The organism is Enterobacter dykesii (assembly GCF_008364625.2).
Classification (GTDB): domain Bacteria; phylum Pseudomonadota; class Gammaproteobacteria; order Enterobacterales; family Enterobacteriaceae; genus Enterobacter; species Enterobacter dykesii.
The window spans coordinates 730,049-755,321 of the sequence record NZ_CP126604.1; the positions used below are offsets into that span (position 1 = coordinate 730,049).

Below are 25,273 nucleotides of genomic sequence, written 5' to 3' on the forward strand. Positions count from 1 at the left end.
CGCAAAGGCTAAAGCGTATCCGCGGGCGGGATGCCGAAATCAGGCATCCCGCTTTCATTCCAGCGGACAAGCTTCAGTCGGGTATGGCGATTCGGATCGTACAGCGGGTCGCCCTCAATTTCGGTGTAATTCCGCGCGTGATACACCAGCACATCTTCCCCTTCCGGCGTTTGCGTAAAGCTGTTGTGGCCCGGGCCGTACTGGCGATTTTCATAGCTGGTAACGAATACCGGACGCGGGGATTTGTGCCAGTTTGCCGGGTTTTGCGGATCGGCGTTCAGGTCTATCCACAGTAGACCCATGCAGTAGTTCTCGTCGGTAGCGCTGGCGGAATAGCTGATAAAAAGCTTATCGCCGTGAACCAACACCGCCGGGCCTTCGTTGACCCAAAACCCGCGACGCTCCCAGTCATACTCCGGCTTGCTGAGCATCACCGGCTCGCCTTTCAGCGTCCACGGGTTCTCCATTTCACACAGATAAAGATTGGAGTTACCGGTGATGTCCGGCGCTTTTTGCGCCCACAGATACCAGCGTTTCCCCTGATGAACAAAGGTGGTAGCGTCCAGAGCGAAGGTATCGAAAGGCGTTTTGATTTGCCCTTTCTTCACCCACGTGCCGGTGAGCGGATCGCCGTCGGCACATTCAATGGCGAACATGCGGTGCTGGAACATTCCGAGCCCGTCGAGCGCCTGGGTGTGCGTCGCAGCAAAATAGATGTACCACTTCCCGTCGATGTGGTGCAGTTCCGGCGCCCAGATAAGCTGGCTCATCGGCCCGGTCTCGGGTTTGCGCCAGACCACCACTTCTTCGGCATGACGTAAACCTTCCAGCGACGCTGCGCGGCGGATCGCCAGCCTGTCGTACTCCGGCACGGAGGCGATAAAATAGTACTGCCCCTCGTGGCGTAAAATGTACGGATCGGCGCGTTGTTCAATAAACGGGTTTGGCCAGGTTTGCATTTGGCTTTCCTTATTTTGTCTCAGCGACTTTGAGTTCCTGATAATCATTCAGCTCGCGGTAGTTATTGCGACGCTTTTCCAGATCGGACTGGATCTGCTTCATGGTTTCGCGATCCACTTTCAGCAGGCGCACCACGCCCGCGGTAACTAAGTACCCAATGCCGGGAATGACGGTAAAGAGCAGCACGATCCCGTTAATGGCGTCCGCGCTCTGCGCTTTTGCGCCCGCGTCATAACCGTACCAGGAGAGCAGGAAGCCGACCATCGCCCCGGCAATCGCCAGCCCCAGCTTCAGGAAGAAGATGTTGCCGGAGAAGCTGATCCCCGTGATGCGCTTACCGGTCTTCCACTCGCCGTAGTCGTCCACGTCGGCCATCAGCGACCAGTGCAGAGGAGACGGGATCTGGTGCAGGATGTTCAGCAGGACGTAGAGCACCACGATGGTGACGGTGGCTTTCGGGTCGAAGAAATAAAAGGCGGTTGAGAAAATCGCCAGAACGATATTGGTCCAGAAGAAGACCTTGAGCTTGCACCAGCGGTCGGTCAGCACTTTTGCCAGCACGCTGCCGAGCATCATGCCGACCACGCCCAGGCTGATAAACAGCGTGGCGAAATGGGTGCTCTGGCCCATCACCCAGGTGACGTAATACATGGTGGCCGCCATGCGGATAAAGCCCGGGCAGACGTTGCAGAGCGTCAGGAGCAGAATGCGTACCCACTGGTCGTTCTTCCACACGTCTTTCAGATCGTTTTTCAGCTCGTCGTTGGTCTGTACCGCCGGACGCACGCGCTCGCGCACGGTGGCGAAGCAGAACAGGAACATGCAGGTGCCAATCAGCGCCAGAACGGTCATCGCCATCTGGTAGCCTTTGGCTTTGTTATCCCCGCCAAACCAGTCGGCCATCGGCAGCAGCGTTAATGAGAGCAGCAGCGTGGCGATACCGACCAGCACGAAGCGATACGACTGGCAGGCCACGCGTTCTTTTGGATCGTTGGTGATCACCCCGCCCAGCGAGCAGTAGGGAATGTTGATGGCCGTATAGGTCAAAGAGAGCAGGAAGTAGGTGACAAACGCATAGATAACTTTGCTGTTATAGCTCCACTCCGGCGTGGTGAACATCAGGATGCTAAACAGCGCGTAGGGGAAGGCGATCCACAGCAGCCATGGACGAAACCGGCCATATTTACTGCGGGTACGGTCAGCAATCGCGCCCATGATCGGGTCCGTTACGGCGTCAATCACGCGTACGGAAAGCAGCAGCACGCCGACCAGCGCAGGGGCGAGGCCAAAAATATCCGTATAAAAATAGTTAACAAACAGCATGATGGCGCCGAAGATGATGTTGCATCCCGCGTCGCCCATCCCATAGCCGATCTTTTCTTTTACTGACAGTGTGTTGTTATCCATCGACAGCTCTCCGGTTTACGGTATGGAGAGAATTATTTGCTGGCAAAGGAATATATGCGTTGCAGTATCAGGGCGGTGATATGGATAAATGCGCTGTGGGCGTGAAAGTGTGAGGGAGGTAACAACGCGCGGCACCCGCAAAAGCAGGCGCCGCGGAGAGAGGCTTAGTGTGCCTTCATGGCATTACGGCTTTTCTGACTGAAAAGATAGCCCACGCCAAGGATCGCAATCCAGACCGGGATCAGGTAGACGGAAATCGCCATTCCCGGCGTGATCAGCATGATCACCAGTACGGCCGCCATGAACACCAGGCACACCCAGTTGCCCAGCGGATAGAGCAGGGCAGGGAAGCGCGTGGTGACGCCCTGCTGCTGTTTTGCGCGGCGGAACTTCATGTGCGCCAGGCTGATCATCGCCCAGTTGATGACCAGGGCAGAGACCACCAGTGCCATCAGCAGGCCAAATGCCGATTCCGGTGCCATGTAGTTAATGAGTACGCACAGCGCGGTCACGACCGCCGAAACCAGAATGGTGTTTACCGGCACGCCGCGTTTATCGACGTTGAGCAGCGCTTTTGGCGCGTTCCCCTGCTGGGCCAGGCCGAACAGCATACGGCTGTTGCAGTATACGCAGCTGTTGTAAACAGAGAGCGCGGCGGTCAGCACCACGATGTTCAGGGCGTTCGCGACAAAGGTGTCGCCCAGCTCGTGGAAGATCAGCACAAACGGGCTGGTGTCGGCGGTCACGCGCGTCCACGGCAGCAGGGAGAGCAGCACGGCCAGCGAGCCCACATAGAAGATCAGAATGCGATAGATAACCTGGTTAGTGGCTTTTGGAATGCTTTGCTCCGGATTGTCGGCTTCAGCGGCGGTGATGCCTACCAGCTCCAGGCCGCCGAAGGAGAACATAATGATGGCCATCATCATCACCAGACCGGTCATACCGTGAGGCAGGAAGCCACCCTGTTCCCAGAGGTTGCGCACGGTTGCCTGCGGGCCGCCGTGGCCGCTGAACAGCAGCCAGCCGCCAAAGATAATCATCGCCACTACGGCAATCACCTTAATAATGGCAAACCAGAACTCCATTTCCCCGAATACTTTTACGTTGGTCAGGTTAATGGCGTTAATAATGACGAAGAAAGCCGCTGCGGAGGCCCAGGTTGGGATCTCGGGATACCAGAACTGAATGTATTTCCCGACCGCGGTAAGCTCGGCCATGGCAACCAGAACGTACAGCACCCAGTAGTTCCAGCCCGAGGCGAAACCGGCAAAGCTGCCCCAGTATTTATAGGCAAAGTGGCTGAAGGAGCCTGCGACCGGCTCTTCAACGACCATTTCACCCAGCTGGCGCATAATCAGAAAGGCAATAAAGCCGGCAATCGCGTAACCCAAAATAATGCCGGGACCGGCTGACTGGATAACGGATGCGCTGCCCAGAAACAGGCCGGTACCAATCGCACCGCCCAGTGCGATGAGCTGTATATGGCGGTTTTTAAGCCCGCGCTTTAGCTGATCGCCGTGCTGTTGAGCTTCCATTTGAAACCTCGTGTGTGGTTGTTATGTTCACGCTGTGCGTGTGTAATTATGAAAATCCATATTCTGTATTTATTTCTTTACGGTTAACGAGACCGAAAAAAGCGGGAATGACTTCCGTAAGCGCAAGAATAGTGGTAAGTGCCTGCGAATGCACCTGCTTTATAAAGGGGTGATGACGACTTGAATAAAAAGAAAGCATTTGTAAATCGGCCCGCTCATTCTTCCTCACCCAACCTATAGAATAGAAATGCGCCGTAAGTGGGCGAATTTTCATTATTTGCCTTGTTGAATCGCTTCAGATTGCAAAAACCCTCGTTTCATTATGGTTAAAACTCCCTCTTTGGGAGTAATCAACTCATTTGTGCAAAGTTACATTTCTGAAACGTTATTTCTGTAAGGTTGTTAAAATGTGCAGGGTTTACTGATTTCAATCAAAACCAATATGGACAGAAGGTGAATACTTTGTTACTTTAGCGATACGAAATAGAAATTGGTAAGACCAATTGACTCCGGGCAAAAAGGCGTAAGACAGGGAATATGGCCTACAGCAAAATTCGCCAACCAAAACTATCTGATGTGATTGAGCAGCAGCTGGAGTTTTTAATCCTCGAAGGGACTCTGCGCCCGGGTGAGAAACTTCCGCCAGAACGCGAGCTGGCAAAACAGTTCGACGTTTCACGTCCCTCTCTGCGTGAGGCGATTCAACGTCTCGAAGCAAAGGGCTTGCTGCTTCGTCGCCAGGGCGGCGGAACCTTTGTGCAAAACAGCCTGTGGCAGAGCTTCAGCGATCCGCTGGTAGAACTTCTCTCTGACCACCCAGAATCCCAGTTTGACCTGCTTGAGACCCGTCACGCGCTTGAAGGTATTGCGGCCTATTACGCCGCCCTTCGCAGCACTGATGAAGATCGCGTGCGTATCCGCGAACTGCATCAGGCCATTGAACGGGCACAGCAGTCCGGCGATTTAGACGCCGAGTCCAGCGCCGTCGTCCAGTATCAAATCGCCGTAACCGAAGCGGCCCACAACGTGGTGCTCCTCCATCTGCTACGCTGCATGGAGCCGATGCTGGCCCAGAACGTTCGTCAGAATTTTGAATTGTTGTATTCCCGTCGGGACATGCTCCCACTGGTAAGCAACCATCGCACCCGAGTATTCGAGGCGATAATGGCCGGGGAACCGGAGCAGGCGCGCGAAGCGTCGCACCGACATCTGGCTTTCATTGAGGAAATCTTGCTGGACCGCAGCCGTGAACAATCGCGTCGCGAACGTTCATTACGCCGCATACAGCAACGAAAGGATTAAGCGCCAGGTACTTTTAGAGCGCGGCAACTAAACGCAGAACCTGTCTTATTGTGTTCTTGCCCAAGAGCACAATGGGACAGGTTCCAGACAAATCAACGTATTAGATAGATAAGGAATACCCCCATGTCAGAACGTCTCCAAAATGACGTGGATCCGATCGAAACTCGCGACTGGCTACAGGCGATCGAATCGGTCATCCGTGAAGAAGGTGTTGAGCGCGCTCAGTATCTGATTGATCAGCTGCTTTCTGAAGCCCGCAAAGGCGGTGTGAAGGTTGCTTCAGGTGCAGGGGCTAGCAACTACGTAAACACGATTGCCGTCGAAGACGAACCGGAATACCCGGGCAATCTGGATCTGGAACGTCGTATCCGTTCTGCAATCCGCTGGAACGCCATCATGACCGTTCTGCGCGCATCCAAGAAAGACCTGGAACTGGGTGGCCACATGGCCTCCTTCCAGTCTTCTGCAACCGTTTACGAAGTGTGCTTCAACCACTTCTTCCGTGCAGCGAACGAGAAAGACGGCGGCGATCTGGTGTACTTCCAGGGCCACATCTCTCCGGGCATCTATGCACGTGCATTCCTGGAAGGTCGTCTGACTGAAGAGCAGATGAACAACTTCCGTCAGGAAGTACACGGTAAAGGTCTGTCTTCTTACCCGCACCCTAAACTGATGCCTGAATTCTGGCAGTTCCCGACCGTATCTATGGGTCTGGGCCCAATCGGTGCGATCTATCAGGCTAAATTCCTGAAATACCTGGAACACCGTGGTCTGAAAGACACCTCTGAGCAGACCGTTTACGCCTTCCTGGGCGACGGTGAAATGGATGAGCCAGAATCCAAAGGCGCGATCACCATCGCAACCCGTGAGAAGCTGGACAACCTGTGCTTCATCATCAACTGTAACCTGCAGCGTCTGGATGGTCCGGTAACCGGTAACGGCAAGATCATCAACGAACTGGAAGGCATCTTCGCAGGTGCTGGCTGGAACGTGATCAAGGTCATGTGGGGCGGTCGTTGGGATGAGCTGCTGCGTAAAGACACCAGCGGTAAACTAATCCAGCTGATGAACGAAACCGTTGACGGCGACTACCAGACCTTCAAATCCAAAGACGGTGCCTACGTTCGTGAGCACTTCTTCGGCAAATATCCTGAAACCGCAGCACTGGTTGCAGACTGGACTGATGAGCAGATCTGGGCTCTGAACCGCGGTGGTCACGATCCGAAGAAAGTCTACGCTGCACTGAAAAAAGCGCGCGAAACCAAAGGTAAAGCGACTGTAATCCTGGCCCATACCATCAAAGGTTACGGCATGGGTGATACCGCAGAAGGTAAAAACATCGCTCACCAGGTTAAGAAAATGAACATGGACGGCGTGCGTTATATCCGCGACCGTTTCAACGTTCCAGTGACCGATGAGCAGGTAGAAAACCTGTCTTACATCACCTTCCCGGAAGGTTCTGAAGAGCACAAGTACCTGCACGAACGTCGTCAGGCGCTGAAAGGCTACCTGCCAGCTCGTCAGCCTAACTTCACCGAGAAGCTGGAACTGCCGGCGCTGGAAGACTTCTCTCAGCTGCTGGAAGAGCAGAACAAAGAGATCTCTACCACTATCGCTTTCGTTCGTGCCCTGAACGTGATGCTGAAGAACAAGTCGATCAAAGATCGTCTGGTTCCAATCATCGCCGACGAAGCGCGTACTTTCGGTATGGAAGGTCTGTTCCGTCAGATCGGTATCTACAGCCCGAACGGCCAGCAGTACACCCCGCAGGACCGTGAGCAGGTTGCATACTACAAAGAAGACGAGAAAGGTCAGATCCTGCAGGAAGGTATCAACGAGCTGGGCGCAGGCGCATCCTGGCTGGCTGCTGCGACCTCTTACAGCACCAACAACCTGCCGATGATCCCGTTCTACATCTACTACTCCATGTTCGGGTTCCAGCGTATCGGTGACCTGTGCTGGCAGGCTGGCGACCAGCAGGCTCGCGGCTTCCTGGTAGGCGGTACGTCCGGTCGTACGACTCTGAACGGTGAAGGTCTGCAGCACGAAGATGGCCACAGCCACATTCAGTCTCTGACTATCCCTAACTGTATCTCTTACGACCCGTCTTACGCGTACGAAGTGGCAGTCATCATGCATGACGGTCTGCAGCGTATGTACGGTGAAGCGCAAGAGAACATTTACTACTACATCACCACCCTGAACGAAAACTACCACATGCCGGCAATGCCAGCAGGTGCCGAGGAAGGTATCCGTAAAGGTATCTACAAACTCGAAACCATCGAAGGTAGCAAAGGTAAAGTTCAGCTGCTGGGCTCCGGCTCTATCCTGCGTCACGTACGTGAAGCAGCGCAGATCCTGGCGAAAGACTACGGCGTAGGTTCCGACGTGTACTCTGTGACTTCCTTCACCGAACTGGCGCGTGATGGCCAGGATTGTGAGCGCTGGAACATGCTGCACCCACTGGAAACTCCACGCGTTCCGTACATCGCTCAGGTGATGAACGACGCGCCAGCGGTGGCGTCTACTGACTATATGAAACTGTTCGCTGAGCAGGTTCGTACTTACGTTCCAGCTGATGATTATCGCGTTCTGGGTACTGACGGCTTCGGTCGTTCTGACAGCCGCGAAAACCTGCGTCACCACTTCGAAGTTGATGCTTCTTACGTGGTTGTAGCAGCACTGGGCGAACTGGCTAAACGTGGCGAAATCGATAAGAAAGTGGTTGCGGACGCAATCACCAAATTCAACATCGATGCAGAAAAAGTTAACCCGCGTCTGGCGTAAGAGGTAAAAGAATAATGGCTATCGAAATCAATGTACCGGACATCGGGGCTGATGAAGTTGAAATCACCGAGATCCTGGTCAAAGTTGGCGACAAAGTTGAAGCTGAACAGTCGCTGATCACCGTAGAAGGCGACAAAGCCTCTATGGAAGTCCCGTCTCCTCAGGCTGGCATCGTTAAAGAGATCAAAGTCTCTGTTGGCGATAAAACCGAGACCGGCAAACTGATCATGATTTTCGATTCCGCCGACGGTGCAGCAGCTGCTGCACCTGCGCAGGAAGAGAAGAAAGCCGCTCCGGCCGCCGCTGCTCCAGCAGCTGCCGCGAGCGCGAAAGAAGTGAACGTGCCTGACATCGGCGGTGACGAAGTTGAAGTCACTGAAATCTTGGTGAAAGTGGGCGACACCGTTGCGGCTGAGCAGTCACTGATCACCGTAGAAGGCGATAAAGCCTCTATGGAAGTGCCGGCTCCGTTCGCGGGTACCGTTAAAGAGATCAAGATCAACACCGGCGACAAAGTGTCTACCGGCTCCCTGATCATGGTCTTTGAAGTGGCGGGTGCTGCACCTGCTGCCGCGCCTGCGCAGGCCGCTGCTCCGGCTCCGGCTGCTGCACCAGCAGCTGCTGGCGGCGCGAAAGACGTGAACGTACCGGACATCGGCGGTGACGAAGTTGAAGTGACCGAAGTGATGGTGAAAGTGGGCGACAAAGTTGCCGCTGAACAGTCACTGATCACCGTAGAAGGCGACAAGGCTTCTATGGAAGTGCCAGCGCCGTTCGCGGGTACCGTTAAAGAGATCAAGATCAGCACCGGCGACAAAGTGTCTACCGGCTCTCTGATCATGGTCTTCGAAGTGGAAGACGCTGCGCCTGCCGCAGCTCCGGCTGCCGCGGCTGCTCCAGCACCGGCAACTGCACCGGCTCAGGCTGCTAAACCAGCCGCTGCCCCTGCTGCTAAAGCAGAAAAATCTGAGTTCGCTGAAAACGACGCTTACGTCCACGCTACCCCGCTGATTCGTCGCCTGGCGCGCGAATTCGGTGTGAACCTGGCGAAAGTCAAAGGGACCGGCCGTAAGGGTCGTATCCTGCGCGAAGACGTTCAGACCTACGTGAAAGACGCGGTGAAACGCGCCGAAGCTGCACCTGCTGCAGCCGCCGGTGGCGGTATCCCGGGCATGCTGCCATGGCCGAAAGTGGACTTCAGCAAGTTCGGCGAAATCGAAGAAGTGGAGCTGGGCCGCATCCAGAAAATTTCTGGTGCTAACCTGAGCCGTAACTGGGTGATGATCCCGCACGTTACGCACTTCGACAAAACCGATATCACCGATCTGGAAGCGTTCCGTAAACAGCAGAACGCTGAAGCTGAGAAGCGCAAACTGGACGTGAAATTCACCCCAGTGGTCTTCATCATGAAAGCCGTTGCCGCTGCCCTTGAGCAGATGCCGCGCTTCAACAGCTCCCTGTCCGAAGACGGCCAGAAGCTGACGCTGAAGAAATACATCAACATCGGTGTTGCGGTTGATACGCCAAATGGTCTGGTTGTTCCGGTCTTCAAAGACGTGAACAAGAAGAGCATCACTGAGCTGTCCCGTGAACTGACCGTGATCTCCAAGAAAGCGCGTGATGGTAAGCTGACTGCTGGCGAAATGCAGGGCGGCTGCTTCACTATCTCCAGCATCGGCGGCCTGGGTACCACACACTTCGCGCCGATTGTGAACGCGCCGGAAGTGGCTATCCTCGGTGTGTCCAAGTCCGCGATGGAGCCGGTATGGAACGGCAAAGAGTTCGTGCCGCGTCTGATGATGCCAATCTCTCTGTCCTTCGACCACCGCGTGATCGACGGTGCTGATGGTGCGCGCTTCATCACCATCATCAACAACATGCTGAGCGACATTCGCCGCCTGGTGATGTAATCGAAAAGCCGGCCAGTCGGCCGGCTTTTTTCTGATAATCTCATGGTGTTTGTGAGGTTATTGGCGAAAGCGACAATTCGTGAGCCGTTTGTTGTTTCAAAATTGTTAACAATTTTGTAAACTGCGGGCGGATAGAACGACCCGGTGGACGACGGGTATAAATTAAGAGGTCATGATGAGCACAGAAATCAAAACTCAGGTCGTAGTACTTGGGGCAGGCCCGGCAGGTTACTCCGCAGCATTCCGTGCAGCGGATTTAGGTCTGGAAACCGTCATCGTAGAACGTTACAGCACCCTCGGCGGTGTTTGTCTGAACGTCGGCTGTATCCCTTCTAAAGCGCTGCTGCACGTAGCGAAAGTTATCGAAGAAGCCAAAGCGCTGGCTGAACACGGTATCGTCTTCGGCGAGCCGAAAACCGATATCGACAAAATTCGTACCTGGAAAGAGAAAGTTATCACTCAGCTGACCGGCGGTCTGGCGGGTATGGCCAAAGGCCGTAAAGTGAAAGTGGTAAACGGTCTGGGTAAATTCACCGGTGCGAACACCCTGGAAGTGGAAGGCGAAAACGGCAAAACCGTGATCAACTTTGACAACGCGATCATCGCGGCAGGCTCTCGCCCAATCGAACTGCCATTCATTCCGCATGAAGATCCACGCGTGTGGGATTCCACCGATGCGCTGGAGCTGAAAACCGTTCCTAAGCGTCTGCTGGTCATGGGCGGCGGTATCATCGGTCTGGAAATGGGTACCGTGTACCATGCGCTGGGCTCAGAGATCGACGTGGTTGAAATGTTCGACCAGGTTATCCCGGCTGCCGACAAAGACATCGTTAAAGTCTTCACCAAACGCATCAGCAAGAAATTCAACCTGATGCTGGAAACCAAAGTGACTGCCGTTGAAGCGAAAGAAGACGGTATTTACGTTTCCATGGAAGGCAAAAAAGCCCCATCCGAACCACAGCGTTACGACGCCGTGCTGGTGGCTATCGGTCGTGTGCCGAACGGTAAAAACCTCGACGCGGGCAAAGCTGGCGTGGAAGTGGACGACCGTGGCTTTATCCGCGTTGACAAACAGCTGCGCACTAACGTGCCGCACATCTTTGCTATCGGCGATATCGTCGGTCAGCCAATGCTGGCGCACAAAGGTGTTCACGAAGGTCACGTTGCCGCTGAAGTTATCGCCGGCATGAAGCACTACTTCGATCCGAAAGTCATTCCATCTATCGCGTACACCGAGCCAGAAGTGGCATGGGTGGGTCTGACCGAGAAAGAAGCGAAAGAGAAAGGCATCAGCTACGAAACCGCCACCTTCCCGTGGGCTGCTTCTGGCCGTGCTATCGCTTCCGACTGCGCTGACGGTATGACCAAACTGATCTTCGACAAAGAGACTCACCGCGTCATCGGTGGTGCGATTGTCGGTACCAACGGCGGCGAGCTGCTGGGTGAAATCGGTCTGGCTATCGAAATGGGCTGTGACGCTGAAGACATCGCGCTGACCATCCACGCTCACCCGACTCTGCACGAGTCCGTGGGCCTGGCGGCAGAAGTGTTTGAAGGCAGCATCACCGACCTGCCAAACGCGAAAGCGAAGAAGAAATAAGTTTCTTCAGATAAAAAAAAGCGGCCAATGGCCGCTTTTTTTATGCGCTGTGTTCAGGGGGCCACAGGCTGCCAGGTTTTATCAGGGCTATAGGCGGCTAGCGCCCGGGCTTTCTGCTCTGAATCGCTGCCGAGATCGGACTGGTACACCTTGTCGTCCTGGTTTATCACAAAGCTCATTACGCCCGTCTGACCGTAGCTAACCGGCCAGGCCACCATCGCGAAACCGTGATTATCCGGCAGGATGCGGAAGCGATAGCCGTGATAGCCGGTACCTGGCTCTTTCGGGCTAAATGCCGGGCCTAGCGGGCTGGGCGCTTCGCCGGGCGAGGCGGGCCAGTACAAACCGTCTTTTTTCCCTTTCGAGCTGACAATCTTCTGCGCGTATTTCTGGTTCATCGCAAAATAGCTTTGCTGAGCATCAACATAGGCATGTAAGGCTTCAATGGCGGCGAGTTCGTTACGCCCGATTTCACGGGTCAGGATCTCTTCAGCGCCTTCTTTGATGTCGAACTGCCAGCCTGCAGAGGTTTTGATCACCGGGATGGGAAGCTGCCAGCCGCTGTCTCCGACAACCAGATGCGCCGTATCTCCTTCGACAACCGTGGTATGGCGGACGTTCCAGTCGCGCAGGAAGCGATCGACAGCATCCGGATCAACACCTTCGGGGGGCAGAAAATCGCGCCAGTTCTCTCCTAGCAGGTTGGTCATCGCGCTCTCATTTTGCTCACTGATGGCTTTGGTCAGCGCATCGGTTGCCTGAGCGGGCGTGCTAAAGGACTGCTGCGCCATCACCGGGGCCGAAAGCATGAATAACACCATTCCGCTGAGTAGTTTACTTTTCATGTCGGTTCCCTTAGCGATGTCGAATTTCACGGCGTTCAGCACGTCCACCGGACGCCTGGCGCGGCTGCTGCTGGCGAGCAGCGAGCTGTCTGCTTTGCGCACCGCGCTGCTGTTGCGCCTGCCAGTTCGCCGAGCGGCTGTCGTTACCGCTCAGCGCATTGGCCCGCGGCTGGCTGTTTCGCTGCTGCAGAGTGCGTTGCTGCGCGGGCTGTGAAGCCCGCTTCTCTTGTCTCTGCGCGGTGGTCTGGCGGTTTTCTCGCTGCTGCGCGGTGCTCCGCTTCGCCGTCTGCGGTTTAGTGTCGTAGCCACGGTAGTTATTGCGCTGGGAAATCTGCTTCAGCTGTTCGCCTGAGGCCTGACGCTGCACGTCTTTCGTTCCGGTGCGCGCCGTTTGCGGGAAGGTTTTACCCGTGGACTTCTCCATCTGGCTTAGCGCTGCCTGGCGCTGGCTATCGCGGTTAACCGGTTTTTGCTGCGTTGAGCTGAGCCCTGTCGCCGCGTTGGTGGAGTGGAAGCGAGTGTTGAGCTGGTTAGTCGGATAGGGCACGCCTTCCCGATAGGCCGGGTTGTGCTGCCAGGTACGGTTAGCGTCCGTCAGGCGCTGTCCGCTGATTTTATTGAAGTTCTCAACGTTGATATTGATGTTGTTATCACCGTTGCGGTTATAGCCGCCGTGATTATCCCAGTCCCCATGGTGATGATCCCAGTCATCGTCATCATCCCAGTCGATGCTGCTGAAGATGGCATAGGTTGTGGCGACGCCCAGGCTGAAGCCTAAACCGTTTACGAAGCTGCTGCCAAACTGCTCCCCGGGTGTAGGCGGGAGATAGGTGGGCGGATAGGCGGTGTTTGGCCAGGTCCCGTAAACCGTATTGGGGTTATAGGTGGGGACGTAAACAACCTGCGGATCGGCAGATTCAATTTTGATTACCGTTGGGGCGGGCGCGACCGTCGTTGTTGTCGTTGCTTCAGTGGCGCTGGTTTTCGCTGGCGCCGGTTTTGTCACGGTGGTGACCGTCTGCTGAGGGGTGGATTGTAGAGCGCCGGTCTTCTGCGCCAGCGCGCGCAGGCGCTGAACGGAATCCATCACGTCTTTCGGCTGCGCGAGAAACGCATCACCCAGATTTTGTACCCACGGCGGGTTTTCACCTATCAGGGACATAAGCTGAGGAAACGCGACCAGCGATTTTACGCTGGGATCCCAGGGCTGGCTGGCAACGGCCTGAATCGCGGCGTCCCCTTCCATTTTAGGGTTGTCTTTGGACCACTGCGCCGCCTGGATCACGTTGGCCGGATAGGTCGACGCCATTAAAATTTGCGACAGCAGGGCATCCGGATAGAGCGCGATGGGAGCAACCCACTGATCGATTTGCGCGGCAGTATAGGCTGGCGCGACAACAGGTGCGGGCTGGGCTGCGGCAGGCGCAGGTGCAGCCGGTTGTTGTGCGACGGGGGTCGGCGCGGCGGGCTCCGTGGCGCGGCCTTTGACAAACATGACTCCCGAGGCGGCAAAAAGCCCGGCACTGCACAGAAGGACGAGCAGATGTGGCTTAAAGGGCAACTTCATAAAATGACTCCAACGAGACAAGCGCTGTGCCGTGAGGCGTTACGGTTGGCGTGAGTATTATTCACCCGTCTTTTACAGTTTTGACTTTTATTGGGAAGCGTCCGGGACGTCCGGATAAAGAGTGTGAGTATTTATTACACAATTATATCTGATGAAGAAAAAACTGAAGCGTCACGGTGCAGAAGATACCGCAAAAAGATGCCCTGAATCCCCGCTACACCATGCTTAACGATTCAGCAAATTTTTTAATGTTGCTTTTTTGTAAACGGATTAACACTGTGCAGAAATCCTGCTATGCTGCCCGACGCGGTATCGGGCATTTACCCTACAAACTGCTGTCTCACAGGAGCGTGAAGAGAACGCCCGCCGCATATGACAATGAGAGCGAGGAGAACCGTCGTGCTAGAAGAATACCGTAAGCACGTAGCAGAACGTGCCGCCGAGGGAATTGTACCCAAACCTTTAGATGCAACCCAAATGGCCGCGCTCGTCGAGCTGCTGAAGAACCCGCCTAAGGGCGAAGAAGAATTCCTGTTAGATCTGCTGATCAACCGCGTACCGCCTGGCGTAGATGAAGCTGCCTACGTAAAAGCCGGATTCCTTGCTGCTATCGCCAAAGGCGAAGCCACCTCCCCACTGGTTACTCCTGAAAAAGCCATTGAACTGCTCGGCACCATGCAGGGTGGTTACAACATTCATCCGCTGATTGACGCGCTGGATAACGACAAGCTGGCACCGATTGCCGCTAAAGCGCTCTCTTCCACGCTGCTGATGTTCGATAACTTCTACGATGTAGAAGAAAAAGCCAAAGCAGGCAACGTCTATGCGAAGCAGGTGATGCAGTCCTGGGCCGATGCCGAATGGTTCCTGAATCGTCCTGCGCTGGCTGAAAAAATCACCGTTACCGTCTTTAAAGTGACCGGTGAAACCAACACCGATGACCTCTCTCCGGCACCGGACGCGTGGTCTCGCCCGGATATCCCTCTGCACGCTCTGGCGATGCTGAAAAACGCCCGTGAAGGCATTGAGCCGGATCAGCCGGGCAGCGTTGGCCCGATCAAACAGATCGAAGCCCTGCAGAAAAAAGGGTTCCCGCTGGCCTACGTGGGTGACGTTGTGGGTACCGGTTCTTCCCGTAAGTCCGCAACCAACTCCGTGCTGTGGTTCATGGGCGACGACATTCCGCACGTGCCGAACAAGCGCGGCGGCGGCCTGTGCCTCGGCGGCAAAATTGCGCCAATCTTCTTCAACACCATGGAAGATGCGGGCGCCCTGCCGATCGAAGTGGACGTTTCTAACCTGAACATGGGCGACGTGATTGACGTTTACCCGTACAAAGGCGAAGTGCGCAACCACGAGACCAACGAGCTGCTGGCAAGCTTCGAGCTGAAAACCGACGTGCTGATCGACGAAGTGCGTGCCGGTGGCCGTATTCCGCTGATCATTGGTCGTGGTCTGACTACCAAAGCGCGTGAAGCGCTGGGTCTGCCGCACAGTGATGTATTCCGTCACGCGAAAGACGTTGCTGAAAGCAACCGCGGTTATTCTCTGGCACAGAAAATGGTGGGCCGCGCGTGCGGCGTCGCCGGTATTCGTCCTGGCGCGTACTGCGAGCCGAAGATGACCTCCGTGGGCTCTCAGGACACCACTGGCCCAATGACCCGTGACGAACTGAAAGACCTGGCGTGCCTGGGCTTCTCTTCTGATCTGGTGATGCAGTCCTTCTGCCACACGGCGGCCTATCCGAAGCCGGTTGACGTGACCACGCACCACACGCTGCCAGACTTCATCATGAACCGCGGCGGCGTTTCCCTGCGTCCAGGCGACGGCGTCATCCACTCCTGGCTGAACCGCATGCTGCTGCCGGATACCGTGGGTACCGGCGGTGACTCCCATACCCGTTTCCCAATCGGTATCTCTTTCCCGGCGGGCTCCGGTCTGGTGGCGTTTGCTGCTGCGACTGGCGTGATGCCGCTGGATATGCCGGAATCGGTGCTGGTGCGCTTCAAAGGTAAAATGCAGCCGGGTATCACCCTGCGCGACCTGGTTCACGCGATCCCGCTGTATGCGATTAAACAGGGCCTGCTGACCGTTGAGAAGAAAGGTAAGAAAAACATCTTCTCTGGCCGTATCCTGGAAATTGAAGGGCTGCCGGATCTGAAAGTGGAGCAGGCGTTCGAGCTGACCGATGCTTCCGCCGAGCGTTCTGCGGCGGGCTGTACCATCAAGCTGAACAAAGAGCCGATTATCGAGTATCTGACCTCCAACATCGTGCTGCTGAAGTGGATGATTGCAGAAGGCTACGGCGACCGTCGTACGCTGGAGCGTCGTATCCAGGGCATGGAAAAATGGCTGGCCGATCCGCAACTGCTGGAAGCCGATGCTGACGCAGAGTACGCGGCGGTGATCGACATCGATCTGGCGGATATCAAAGAGCCAATCCTGTGTGCACCGAACGATCCGGACGACGCGCGTCCGCTGTCTGAGGTTCAGGGCGAGAAGATCGACGAAGTGTTTATCGGATCCTGTATGACCAACATCGGTCACTTCCGTGCTGCCGGTAAGCTGCTGGATACCCACAAAGGCCAGCTGCCAACCCGTCTGTGGGTGGCGCCGCCAACCCGTATGGACGCGGCTCAGCTGACCGAAGAGGGCTACTACAGCGTGTTTGGTAAGAGCGGTGCGCGTATCGAAATCCCTGGCTGTTCCCTGTGCATGGGCAACCAGGCGCGCGTAGCCGACGGTGCGACGGTGGTTTCCACCTCTACCCGTAACTTCCCGAACCGTTTAGGTACCGGAGCGAACGTCTTCCTGGCCTCTGCGGAGCTGGCGGCGGTTGCGGCGTTGATTGGCAAACTGCCAACGCCGGAAGAGTACCAGACCTTTGTGGCTCAGGTAGATAAGACCGCGGTGGATACCTATCGCTATCTGAACTTCGACCAGCTCTCTCAGTACACCGAGAAGGCCGACGGGGTTATCTTCCAGACGGCGGTATAAACAGCAAAATCGTCTCTACGAGACGGTTTTGAGTGTTTGCACCCTCTCCCACGGGAGAGGGACGGGGTGAGGGCATCAGGCCGCAGGGTCTTGCTCTCACCTTTTTATTTTCATTCCTCCTACCTCTCCCGCTTTTTTTCTTCCTCGCTGCTGCGATAATTACCTTAATGGCTTTGCAGAGGAAAACACTATGGATTACGAATTTCTGCGCGACATCACCGGAGTGGTGAAAGTGCGTATGTCGATGGGCCACGAAGCCGTTGGACACTGGTTTAACGAAGAGGTGAAAGAAAATCTCGCACTTCTTGATGAGGTTGAACAGGCGGCAAATACGGTGAAAGGCAGTGAACGATCCTGGCAGCGCGCCGGGCATGAATATACGCTGTGGATGGACGGTGAAGAGGTCATGGTGCGTGCCAACCAGCTCGAGTTTTCAGGTGACGAGATGGAAGAGGGGATGAGCTACTACGACGAAGAAAGCCTGTCGATGTGCGGCGTAGAGGATTTCCTTCAGGTGGTAAATGCTTACCGCGACTTTATGAAACAGAAATAACAGCCCGGAGCATCCCTGCTCCGGCTTGCTCTTACACGGCCGGAATATTGCGGCCGTAGTAAATCTCGCGCATCTCTTTCCAGAGCAGGTCAGTAATCGCCTTACGCTCTTCTTCGCTCAAATCTTCCGGCTTCGTGTGGAACATATAGTGCTTGAGGTCAAATTCCTTAAGTAACATCTTGGTATGGAAGATATTTTCCTGATACACGTTCACGTCCATCATGTCGTACAGCGATTTCATGTCCTCGGACATGAAGTTCTGAATAGAGTTGATCTCGTGGTCGATGAAATGCTTCATGCCGTTGATATCACGGGTAAAACCGCGCACGCGATAGTCAATGGTGACGATGTCCGATTCCAGCTGGTGGATTAAATAGTTCAGCGCGTTTAGCGGGGAAATCACGCCGCAGGTCGACACTTCGATATCGGCACGGAACGTACACAGCCCGCCTTCCGGGTGACTCTCCGGGTAGGTGTGCACGCAGATATGGCTTTTATCCAGGTGGGCAACCACCACTTCCGGCAGCGGGCCCGGATGTTCCGTTTTGTCGATAAGCTTCGGGTCGACCGGCTCTTCGCTGACCAGAATGGTCACGCTGGCGCCCTGAGGTTCATAATCCTGTCGGGCGATGTTCAGGATGTTTGCGCCGATAATGGAACAGGTTTCTGACAGGATCTCGGTCAGACGGTTGGCGTTGTAGAGTTCGTCGATATAGGCGATGTACCCATCGCGTTCTTCCGCTGTTTTGGCATAGCAGATATCGTAAATACAAAAACTCAGGCTTTTCGTCAGGTTGTTAAAGCCATGCAGTTTAAGCTTTTTCAATTAGCTCACCCCCTTAGTGGATAATGCGTCTTGCAGGTACTGCGGCAGAGCAAACGCTGCGGTATGGATAGCCGGATTGTAGTATCGGCACTGAAGACCGGCCTGATGGAAGCGGGCCTGAATAATTTCGGTGGAGAGATGGCGTAATACGTCGTTATCCGTCGCCCATGCAAAGGTCATGATCCCACCGTAATACGTCGGAATAGCGGCCTGATAGAAGCTGACATCATCGAAATAGGTGCTTAGCTTACGATGGCTGTCGAGCGCTTCATCTTGCTGCAGGAAGCAGACGCCATTTTGTGCGACGAAGATCCCGCCCGGGTTCAGACAGCGCTTGCAGCCTTCGTAGAAGGAGGAGGTAAACAGCGACGCGCCGGGGCCGATAGGATCGGTGCAGTCGGAGATGATCACGTCAAAGGTCTGCGAGGTCTGGTTAACAAAGTTAACGCCGTCGTCAATCACCAGGCTAAAGCGGGGATCGTCATAGCTACCGGCATTGTGGTTGGGCAGATACTGGCGGCAGAAAGAGACGACACCCGCATCGATTTCCACCATGGTGATGGTTTCGATGGAACGATGGCGGGAAACTTCACGCAGCATTGCGCCGTCGCCACCGCCGATAATCAGGACATGCTTCGCGTGACCGTGCGCCAGCAGCGGGACGTGGGTCATCATCTCATGATAGATAAACTCGTCGCGCTCGGTGGTTTGCACAACACCGTCCAGCGCCATGACGCGGCCAAAGGCGGCATTTTCGAAGATGATCAGATCCTGGTGATCGGTTTTCTCATGATAGAGCACGTTATCAACGGCAAAGTACTGACCAAACTGGTCATGCAGTGTTTCATGCCACAACGTGTGGTCGGCCATAGCGAACTCCTCCTGTATTAACATCCGTTATGCTCACAAAAAATGAGCGAAACATGATAGCTAACTCTAACCGTGGTTGCACGGTCAGAGGTTCAACAGGGGCGTCGGGAAGGTTATTTCACGTAGGCGAGCAGGCTGAGCGAATCGCGAGCCAGCGCTTTGCATTTTTTGGCAGTGGGAATACCAATACCGCTTAAGTCACGGTAGCTGTCTTCACCGAGCGCCTTCATGTCGAAGCTGTCGTAGTTGCTGAGATCCCACTGGTTCTGCTGGGCAAAAAAGACCAGCGCGCGGCGAATTTGCCCGTTGGGTAAATTCTGGTAGCCACAATCATTTTTCAGGAATACAAAAACCGCCGTTAAATCGGCCATATCTTCCGCTTCATTTTCACTTAGCGCATAGCTGTTCGCACACATTGCCATCAGGCTACCGAACAAAATTGTCCTGAAAAACGTCTTCATTGCTTCTACCACTTCTTCACGGAAAATTAACGTTAGCATACTTGATGCCAGTGCGACGATCTTTATTATCGCCGCTTGACTTGACCTTCCGGTAAGGGGAGGGTTTATGCTCAAAAGATCGCCTGCTGGAAATAAGGAAATGAACATGCAACGTCGTGATTTTTTAAAATATTCCGCTGTGCTGGGGGCTGCCAGCGCATTACCACTCTGGAGCCGCGCGGTTTTTGCGGCCGACAGACCTGCCTTACCCATCCCTGACTTACTGACCGCTGACGCCCGCAGCCGTATCCAGCTTGTGGTTCAGGCCGGTAAAACAACATTCGGTGCGCACAACGCCACGACGTGGGGCTATAACGGTAATTTGCTCGGTCCGGCGCTTCAGCTACGTAAAGGGAAAGCGGTGACGGTGGATATCCACAACACGCTCGCTGAAGAGACGACGCTGCACTGGCACGGGCTGGAAGTGCCGGGCGAGGTGGACGGCGGGCCGCAGGGCATTATCAAAGCGGGCGGTACGCGCAGCGTCACCTTTACGCCCGAGCAGCGCGCGGCGACCTGCTGGTTCCATCCGCATCAGCATGGCAAAACGGGCCATCAGGTAGCGATGGGGCTGGCGGGGCTGGTGCTGATTGAAGACGACGAAAGCCGCCTGCTGCGCCTGCCGAAACAGTGGGGCATCGACGACGTACCGGTGATTGTGCAGGACAAGAAATTCAACGCTGAAGGGCAAATTGACTACCAGCTGGACGTGATGAGCGCGGCGGTAGGCTGGTTTGGCGACACGCTGCTGACCAACGGCGCCATTTATCCTCAGCATGCCGCGCCGAAAGGCTGGCTGCGCCTGCGCCTGCTCAACGGCTGTAACGCTCGCTCGCTCAATTTCGCCACTAGCGATAAGCGTCCGCTGTACGTGGTCGCCAGCGATGGCGGCCTGCTGCCGGAGCCGGTGAAGGTAAGCGAGCTACCGATGCTGATGGGCGAACGCTTTGAGGTGCTGGTGGATATCAGCGACGGCAAGCCGTTTGACCTCGTGACGCTGCCGGTGAGCCAGATGGGGATGGCGGTCGCACCGTTTAATAAGCCGCATCCGGTGCTTCGTATTCAGCCGCTGTTAGTGACCGCATCCGGCACGCTGCCTGATACGTTAACCACTCTGCCAGCCCTCCCGTCGCTTGAGGGGCTTACGCAGCGCAAGCTGCAGCTCGCCATGAACCCGATGCTCGATATGATGGGGATGCAGGCGCTGATGGCGAAATATGGCGATCAGGCGATGGCGGGGATGCACCACGGGCAGATGATGGGCCACATGAATATGGACCACGGCAAAATGGGCGGCATGGGGAACATGAATCACGGCGACCATGGCTTTGATTTCCACAACGCCAACATGATCAACGGCAAAGCGTTCGACATGAATACGCCGATGTTTGCTGCGACAAAAGGTCAGCTTGAGCGCTGGGTGATTTCGGGCGAAGGGGACATGATGCTGCATCCGTTCCATATCCACGGCACCCAGTTCCGTATTCTCACAGAGAACGGCAAAGCGCCGGATGCGCATCGCGCGGGCTGGAAAGATACGGTGAGAGTGGAAGGCGGTGTCAGCGAGGTGCTGGTGAAGTTTGACCACGATGCGCCGAAGGAGTTTGCCTATATGGCGCACTGTCATCTGCTGGAGCATGAAGATACGGGGATGATGCTCGGCTTTACCGTATAAAAAAAGCCGGGTGGCGTAGCCGCCACCCGGCTTTTCAGTTACTTACTTTCATCCGGCAGTGCATACGCGACAATATAGTCGCCCATCTTCGTGCCAAACGAACCGTGACCACCCGCAGAGATGACAACGTACTGCTTGCCATTCACTTCATAGGTCATCGGCGTGGCCTGTCCACCCGCTGGCAGACGGCCCTGCCACAGTTTTTCACCGTTGGTCATGTTGTACGCGCGCAGGTAGTTATCTGCGGTTGCCGCGATGAACAGCACGTTACCGGCGGTGGAGATTGGGCCACCCAGCATTGGCATACCCATATTGAACGGCACCGGAACAGGCATCGGGAACGGCATGCTGTCCTGTGGCGTACCAATACGTTTTTTCCATACGATCTGGTTAGTTTTCAGATCCAGACCGGAGATATAACCCCAGGCAGGCTGTTTACACGGCAGACCAAACGGCGACAGGAACGGGTTCAGGGTCACGCCGTAAGGAACGCCATACTGCGGCTGAATGCCGGCTTCGGTACCGCTGCCTTTTGCGTCTTTCGGCTGCTCCATTGGGTTGCCTGGACCGCGTGGGATCAGGCGGGAAACGAACGGCAGCGCCATCGGGTTGGCAATCGCCACCTGACGGTTAGGGTCAACGGAGATCCCGCCCCACTCGAACATCCCCAGGTTACCCGGGAAGACCAGCGTGCCCTGCTCAGACGGCGGCGTGAAGATGCCTTCATAGCGCAGCTGGTGGAACATCACGCGGCACACCAGCTGGTCAAACATGGTGGCGCCCCACATGTCCGCACCGCTGAGGTCTTTCTTCGGACGGAAGCTCAGGTCAGAGAACGGCTGGGTTTTGCTGACGTAATCGCCTTTCGCCGCGCCCTGCGGAACCGGTTTTTCCGGTGCAGGCACAACCAGCTTGCCGTTGCTGCGATCCAGCACGAAGATGTTGCCCGTCTTGGCCGGAGCGTAAATCACCGGAACGGTTTTGCCATCTACGGTAATGTCCGCCAGCGTCGGCTGGGACGGCATATCCATATCCCACAGATCGTGGTGAACGGTCTGGTAGCTCCATGCCAGCTTGCCGGTGGTCGCGTTCAGCGCCACGATAGCGCTCGCATAACGCTCCTGCTCCGGCGTGCGGTTACCGCCCCAGATATCTGGCGTGGTCACACCCATTGGCAGATAGACCAGGTCCAGCTTCGCGTCATACGCCGCTGGTGCCCAGGAGTTTGGCGAGTTAAAGGTAAAGGTGTGCTCGTCCGACGGGATCGCGTTTGGATCTTTCGCGCCCGGGTCGAAGGCCCACAGCAGTTTACCGGTGTTCACGTCGAAACCACGGATAACGCCGGAGGTTTCACGCGTGGAGAAGTTATCCGTTACCGAACCGGCAATCACGATGGTTTTATCGGTGATGATTGGCGGTGAGGTTGGCTCATACAGACCCGGCGTGGTGTCCGGCATGTTGGTCTGCAGGTTCAGGATGCCTTTGTTGGCAAAGGTTTCACACAGCTTGCCCGTTTCGGCATTGATGGCGAACAGACGGCCATCGTTCACCGGCAGCATGATGCGGCGAGGACAGTCAGCAATGACTTCCGGGCTCGCATTATCGGCGCGCGCTTCGTGGTAAGAGACGCCGCGGCAGGTGACATGCTGGAAGGACGGGTTGGAGTTCAGCTGCGGATCGAAGTGCCATTTCTCTTTACCGGTGGCCGCGTCGAGCGCGAACAGACGCTGGTGCGCCGTACACAGGTAGAGCATATTGCCGACTTTAATCGGCGTCACTTCGTTGGTCAGCTCGCCCGGATCGTTCGGCATCTTCAGGTCACCGGTACGGAATACCCAGGCTTCCTTCAGGTTTTTAACGTTGTCCGCGTTGATCTGCTTCAGCGGAGAGTAGCGTTGACCTTCCTGGTTACGACCATATGCAGGCCAGTCGCCGTCAGCGACCTGGGAGATAGCTGCCGCAGGCGTGGATTCTGCGTTCAGCGTACCGTTGATCTCCTGTGGGTCATTAAAACCGGCCCAGGTCAGAATACCGCCGGTAATCAGCAGGGCAACAACCAGGCCCGCCACCGCACCGCTGGACGGCACAATCAGGCGACGCCACACGAACGGCAGGATCAGCCAGATGCCGAAGAAGACCAGGATGTCGCTGCGCGGCGTCAGCGCCCAGAAGTCAAAGCCGACTTCCCAGACGCCCCAGATCATGGTGGCAAGAAGGAGGGCGGCATACAGCCACAGTGCAGATTGTTTTCTACGCAACAGCAGGACGGTTACGGCAACCATAACCAGACCTGCAATCGGGTAGTACCAGGAGCCGCCTAACGCGACCAGCCAGACGCCACCGATTAACAGATACAGCGCGCAGAAGGCTGCGAATGCGGCTGTTAATGTCACCAGTAGACGCGGCTGTTTAGAGTTTGTTTCAGCCATAGAAAGTGTACTCGTCAGTTTTTGTTAATAATTTGCTAGCAACTAATTATAGGTATTAACAAGTGTGATCGGAATCGCAATATTTGCTTTTTATAACTCATACGCCAGGCTTATCCATTTGCTGATATAATGAGTGGCTTGCGTATCAGTGCTGGATATTAACTCATCCGTATTGAGAGATTTTCATTAAAATCATTTGGTTAGTAATATGAAACATACTGTTGAAGTGATGATCCCGGAAGCCGAGATCAAAGCGCGTATCGCCGAACTGGGTCGTCAAATCACCGAACATTACAAGGACAGCGGCAGCGAAATGGTGCTGGTCGGTCTGTTGCGCGGCTCTTTCATGTTCATGGCAGACCTGTGCCGTGAAGTGCATGTGCCCCATGAGGTCGATTTTATGACCGCCTCCAGCTACGGCAGCGGCATGTCCACTACCCGTGATGTGAAAATCCTGAAAGATCTGGATGAAGATATTCGTGGCAAAGATGTGTTGATCGTTGAGGACATCATCGACTCCGGCAACACGCTGTCAAAAGTGCGCGAGATCCTGAGCCTGCGCGAGCCAAAATCTCTGGCGATTTGTACGCTGCTGGATAAACCTGAGCGTCGTGAAGTGCAGGTGCCGGTAGAGTTCGTGGGTTTCTCGATTCCTGACGAATTCGTCGTCGGTTACGGCATTGACTACGCGCAGCGCTATCGTCATCTGCCATATGTTGGGAAAGTGGTACTGCTGGACGAGTAATGGCGGGCTAATGCCTCATCCCGGCCCTCTCCCACAGGGAGAGGGAGAACATCCCCGGCTTTATTTATGGTTTACATGCTTAAGCTGAAGGTTGGCAATCCCCGAACGGTATCGCTGCTCCAGCGTTTCGCGGTTGGTGGCGGTCACTTCCAGATTGCGCAGCAGGCCATCGTGAATACCATACGCCCAGCCGTGGATAGAGACCTTCTGCCCGCGTTTCCACGCTGATTGCATGATCGTTGAGTGGCCCAGGTTATACACCTGCTCCATCACGTTGAGTTCGCAAAGGGTATCCATACGACGCTCCTGCGGCATTTCGCCCAGCAGTGAGCTATGTTTGAACCAGATATCGCGGATGTGCAGTAGCCAGTTATCAATGAGCCCCAGTTCCGTGTTTTCCACCGCCGCCTGCACGCCGCCGCAGCCATAATGGCCGCAAATGATGATGTGCTCGACTTGCAGAACGTCCACGGCATACTGAACAACAGAAAGACAGTTGAGATCGGTGTGAATCACGAGATTGGCGACATTACGGTGAACAAACAGTTCGCCGGGTTCAAGGCCGGTCAGGCGCTCCGCCGGTACGCGGCTGTCGGAACATCCAATCCAGAGAAAGCGTGGGTTCTGAGCCTGCGCGAGTTTTCCAAAAAATCCGGGGTCTTCCTCCACCAGCATTTTTGACCATAGTGCATTGTTGCTGATGAGTGTATCTATGTTGTTCATGGAGGTTAGCGACCTGTAACCGAGTAATTGCGTTGCGCTACT

The 25,273-nt window shown here is 55.4% G+C and carries 19 protein-coding genes; 8 read left to right on the forward strand and 11 right to left on the reverse strand.

Features of this window, described 5'->3' with window-relative positions; translation table 11 throughout:
* Positions 1-8: 8 nt before the first annotated feature.
* From F0320_RS03395 to F0320_RS03410, 4 genes are all read right to left on the reverse strand, one after another.
* A complete protein-coding gene (locus tag F0320_RS03395; RefSeq protein WP_126328843.1) occupies positions 9-959 on the reverse strand; it encodes a glycoside hydrolase family 43 protein in 951 nt (316 codons plus the stop codon).
* Between the two features lie 10 nt (positions 960-969).
* On the reverse strand, positions 970-2,367 hold the full coding sequence (locus F0320_RS03400; protein WP_126328842.1) for a glycoside-pentoside-hexuronide (GPH):cation symporter: 1,398 nt from the start codon (positions 2,365-2,367) through the stop codon (positions 970-972).
* Positions 2,368-2,531: 164 nt separating this feature from the next.
* A complete protein-coding gene (gene aroP / locus F0320_RS03405; protein ID WP_126328841.1) occupies positions 2,532-3,902 on the reverse strand; it encodes an aromatic amino acid transporter AroP in 1,371 nt (456 codons plus the stop codon).
* 46 nt (positions 3,903-3,948) lie between these two features.
* Positions 3,949-4,176, reverse strand: coding sequence for a hypothetical protein (locus F0320_RS03410; RefSeq protein ID WP_126328840.1), 228 nt, complete (start codon positions 4,174-4,176; stop codon positions 3,949-3,951).
* A 263-nt stretch (positions 4,177-4,439) separates the two neighbouring features.
* On the opposite strand from F0320_RS03410, the gene pdhR reads away from it, so the two are divergent.
* From pdhR to lpdA, 4 genes are all read left to right on the forward strand, one after another.
* A complete protein-coding gene (gene pdhR, locus F0320_RS03415; RefSeq protein ID WP_126328839.1) occupies positions 4,440-5,204 on the forward strand; it encodes a pyruvate dehydrogenase complex transcriptional repressor PdhR in 765 nt (254 codons plus the stop codon).
* 123 nt (positions 5,205-5,327) lie between these two features.
* Positions 5,328-7,991, forward strand: a complete 2,664-nt coding sequence (gene aceE, locus F0320_RS03420; RefSeq protein WP_023310418.1) for a pyruvate dehydrogenase (acetyl-transferring), homodimeric type — start codon at positions 5,328-5,330, stop codon at positions 7,989-7,991.
* Between the two features lie 14 nt (positions 7,992-8,005).
* The gene (gene aceF, locus F0320_RS03425; RefSeq protein ID WP_149323807.1) at positions 8,006-9,901 is read left to right on the forward strand and encodes a pyruvate dehydrogenase complex dihydrolipoyllysine-residue acetyltransferase; all 1,896 of its coding nucleotides are present in this window, start codon (positions 8,006-8,008) and stop codon (positions 9,899-9,901) included.
* A 175-nt stretch (positions 9,902-10,076) separates the two neighbouring features.
* Entirely contained in the window at positions 10,077-11,501 is a 1,425-nt protein-coding gene (lpdA, locus tag F0320_RS03430; protein ID WP_003856313.1) for a dihydrolipoyl dehydrogenase, read from the forward strand.
* Between the two features lie 53 nt (positions 11,502-11,554).
* On the opposite strand, the gene F0320_RS03435 is transcribed toward lpdA, so the two are convergent.
* Positions 11,555-12,346: a DUF2950 family protein gene (locus F0320_RS03435; protein ID WP_047651672.1), complete on the reverse strand. Its 792-nt coding sequence runs from the start codon at positions 12,344-12,346 to the stop codon at positions 11,555-11,557.
* A gap of 10 nt (positions 12,347-12,356) precedes the next feature.
* Entirely contained in the window at positions 12,357-13,913 is a 1,557-nt protein-coding gene (locus F0320_RS03440; RefSeq protein WP_047651509.1) for a DUF3300 domain-containing protein, read from the reverse strand.
* Between the two features lie 399 nt (positions 13,914-14,312).
* On the opposite strand from F0320_RS03440, the gene acnB reads away from it, so the two are divergent.
* Positions 14,313-16,910 (forward strand): bifunctional aconitate hydratase 2/2-methylisocitrate dehydratase, encoded by a 2,598-nt coding sequence (gene acnB, locus F0320_RS03445; RefSeq protein WP_047651508.1) that lies wholly within the window; start codon positions 14,313-14,315, stop codon positions 16,908-16,910.
* A 190-nt stretch (positions 16,911-17,100) separates the two neighbouring features.
* Entirely contained in the window at positions 17,101-17,463 is a 363-nt protein-coding gene (gene yacL / locus F0320_RS03450) for a protein YacL (RefSeq protein WP_023310423.1), read from the forward strand.
* Between the two features lie 31 nt (positions 17,464-17,494).
* On the opposite strand, the gene speD is transcribed toward yacL, so the two are convergent.
* The 3 genes from speD to F0320_RS03465 form a co-directional block, all read right to left on the reverse strand.
* Positions 17,495-18,289 (reverse strand): adenosylmethionine decarboxylase, encoded by a 795-nt coding sequence (speD, locus tag F0320_RS03455; RefSeq protein ID WP_032649781.1) that lies wholly within the window; start codon positions 18,287-18,289, stop codon positions 17,495-17,497.
* A complete protein-coding gene (gene speE / locus F0320_RS03460; RefSeq protein WP_023310424.1) occupies positions 18,290-19,159 on the reverse strand; it encodes a polyamine aminopropyltransferase in 870 nt (289 codons plus the stop codon).
* A gap of 113 nt (positions 19,160-19,272) precedes the next feature.
* Positions 19,273-19,620, reverse strand: a complete 348-nt coding sequence (locus F0320_RS03465) for a YacC family pilotin-like protein (protein WP_014882582.1) — start codon at positions 19,618-19,620, stop codon at positions 19,273-19,275.
* 145 nt (positions 19,621-19,765) lie between these two features.
* On the opposite strand from F0320_RS03465, the gene cueO reads away from it, so the two are divergent.
* A complete protein-coding gene (gene cueO / locus F0320_RS03470; protein ID WP_126328838.1) occupies positions 19,766-21,334 on the forward strand; it encodes a multicopper oxidase CueO in 1,569 nt (522 codons plus the stop codon).
* Between the two features lie 38 nt (positions 21,335-21,372).
* On the opposite strand, the gene F0320_RS03475 is transcribed toward cueO, so the two are convergent.
* Complete coding sequence (locus F0320_RS03475; protein ID WP_047651506.1) at positions 21,373-23,763, reverse strand: glucose/quinate/shikimate family membrane-bound PQQ-dependent dehydrogenase; 2,391 nt, start codon at positions 23,761-23,763, stop codon at positions 21,373-21,375.
* Between the two features lie 208 nt (positions 23,764-23,971).
* Between F0320_RS03475 and hpt the strand changes: the two genes are divergently transcribed.
* Entirely contained in the window at positions 23,972-24,508 is a 537-nt protein-coding gene (gene hpt / locus F0320_RS03480) for a hypoxanthine phosphoribosyltransferase (protein WP_032644098.1), read from the forward strand.
* A gap of 60 nt (positions 24,509-24,568) precedes the next feature.
* Here the strand turns inward: hpt and can are convergent, their stop codons facing one another.
* Positions 24,569-25,231 (reverse strand): carbonate dehydratase, encoded by a 663-nt coding sequence (gene can / locus F0320_RS03485; protein WP_008501947.1) that lies wholly within the window; start codon positions 25,229-25,231, stop codon positions 24,569-24,571.
* Positions 25,232-25,273 lie beyond the last annotated feature (42 nt).

Coding starts and splice junctions, on each gene's coding strand:
- F0320_RS03395 (WP_126328843.1), bottom strand. CDS start 959: ATGCAAACCTGGCCAAACCCGTTTATTGAACAACGCGCCGATCCGTAC.
- F0320_RS03400 (WP_126328842.1), bottom strand. CDS start 2,367: ATGGATAACAACACACTGTCAGTAAAAGAAAAGATCGGCTATGGGATG.
- aroP (WP_126328841.1), bottom strand. CDS start 3,902: ATGGAAGCTCAACAGCACGGCGATCAGCTAAAGCGCGGGCTTAAAAAC.
- F0320_RS03410 (WP_126328840.1), bottom strand. CDS start 4,176: ATGAAAATTCGCCCACTTACGGCGCATTTCTATTCTATAGGTTGGGTG.
- pdhR (WP_126328839.1), top strand. CDS start 4,440: ATGGCCTACAGCAAAATTCGCCAACCAAAACTATCTGATGTGATTGAG.
- aceE (WP_023310418.1), top strand. CDS start 5,328: ATGTCAGAACGTCTCCAAAATGACGTGGATCCGATCGAAACTCGCGAC.
- aceF (WP_149323807.1), top strand. CDS start 8,006: ATGGCTATCGAAATCAATGTACCGGACATCGGGGCTGATGAAGTTGAA.
- lpdA (WP_003856313.1), top strand. CDS start 10,077: ATGAGCACAGAAATCAAAACTCAGGTCGTAGTACTTGGGGCAGGCCCG.
- F0320_RS03435 (WP_047651672.1), bottom strand. CDS start 12,346: ATGAAAAGTAAACTACTCAGCGGAATGGTGTTATTCATGCTTTCGGCC.
- F0320_RS03440 (WP_047651509.1), bottom strand. CDS start 13,913: ATGAAGTTGCCCTTTAAGCCACATCTGCTCGTCCTTCTGTGCAGTGCC.
- yacL (WP_023310423.1), top strand. CDS start 17,101: ATGGATTACGAATTTCTGCGCGACATCACCGGAGTGGTGAAAGTGCGT.
- speE (WP_023310424.1), bottom strand. CDS start 19,159: ATGGCCGACCACACGTTGTGGCATGAAACACTGCATGACCAGTTTGGT.
- F0320_RS03465 (WP_014882582.1), bottom strand. CDS start 19,620: ATGAAGACGTTTTTCAGGACAATTTTGTTCGGTAGCCTGATGGCAATG.
- cueO (WP_126328838.1), top strand. CDS start 19,766: ATGCAACGTCGTGATTTTTTAAAATATTCCGCTGTGCTGGGGGCTGCC.
- F0320_RS03475 (WP_047651506.1), bottom strand. CDS start 23,763: ATGGCTGAAACAAACTCTAAACAGCCGCGTCTACTGGTGACATTAACA.
- hpt (WP_032644098.1), top strand. CDS start 23,972: ATGAAACATACTGTTGAAGTGATGATCCCGGAAGCCGAGATCAAAGCG.
- can (WP_008501947.1), bottom strand. CDS start 25,231: ATGAACAACATAGATACACTCATCAGCAACAATGCACTATGGTCAAAA.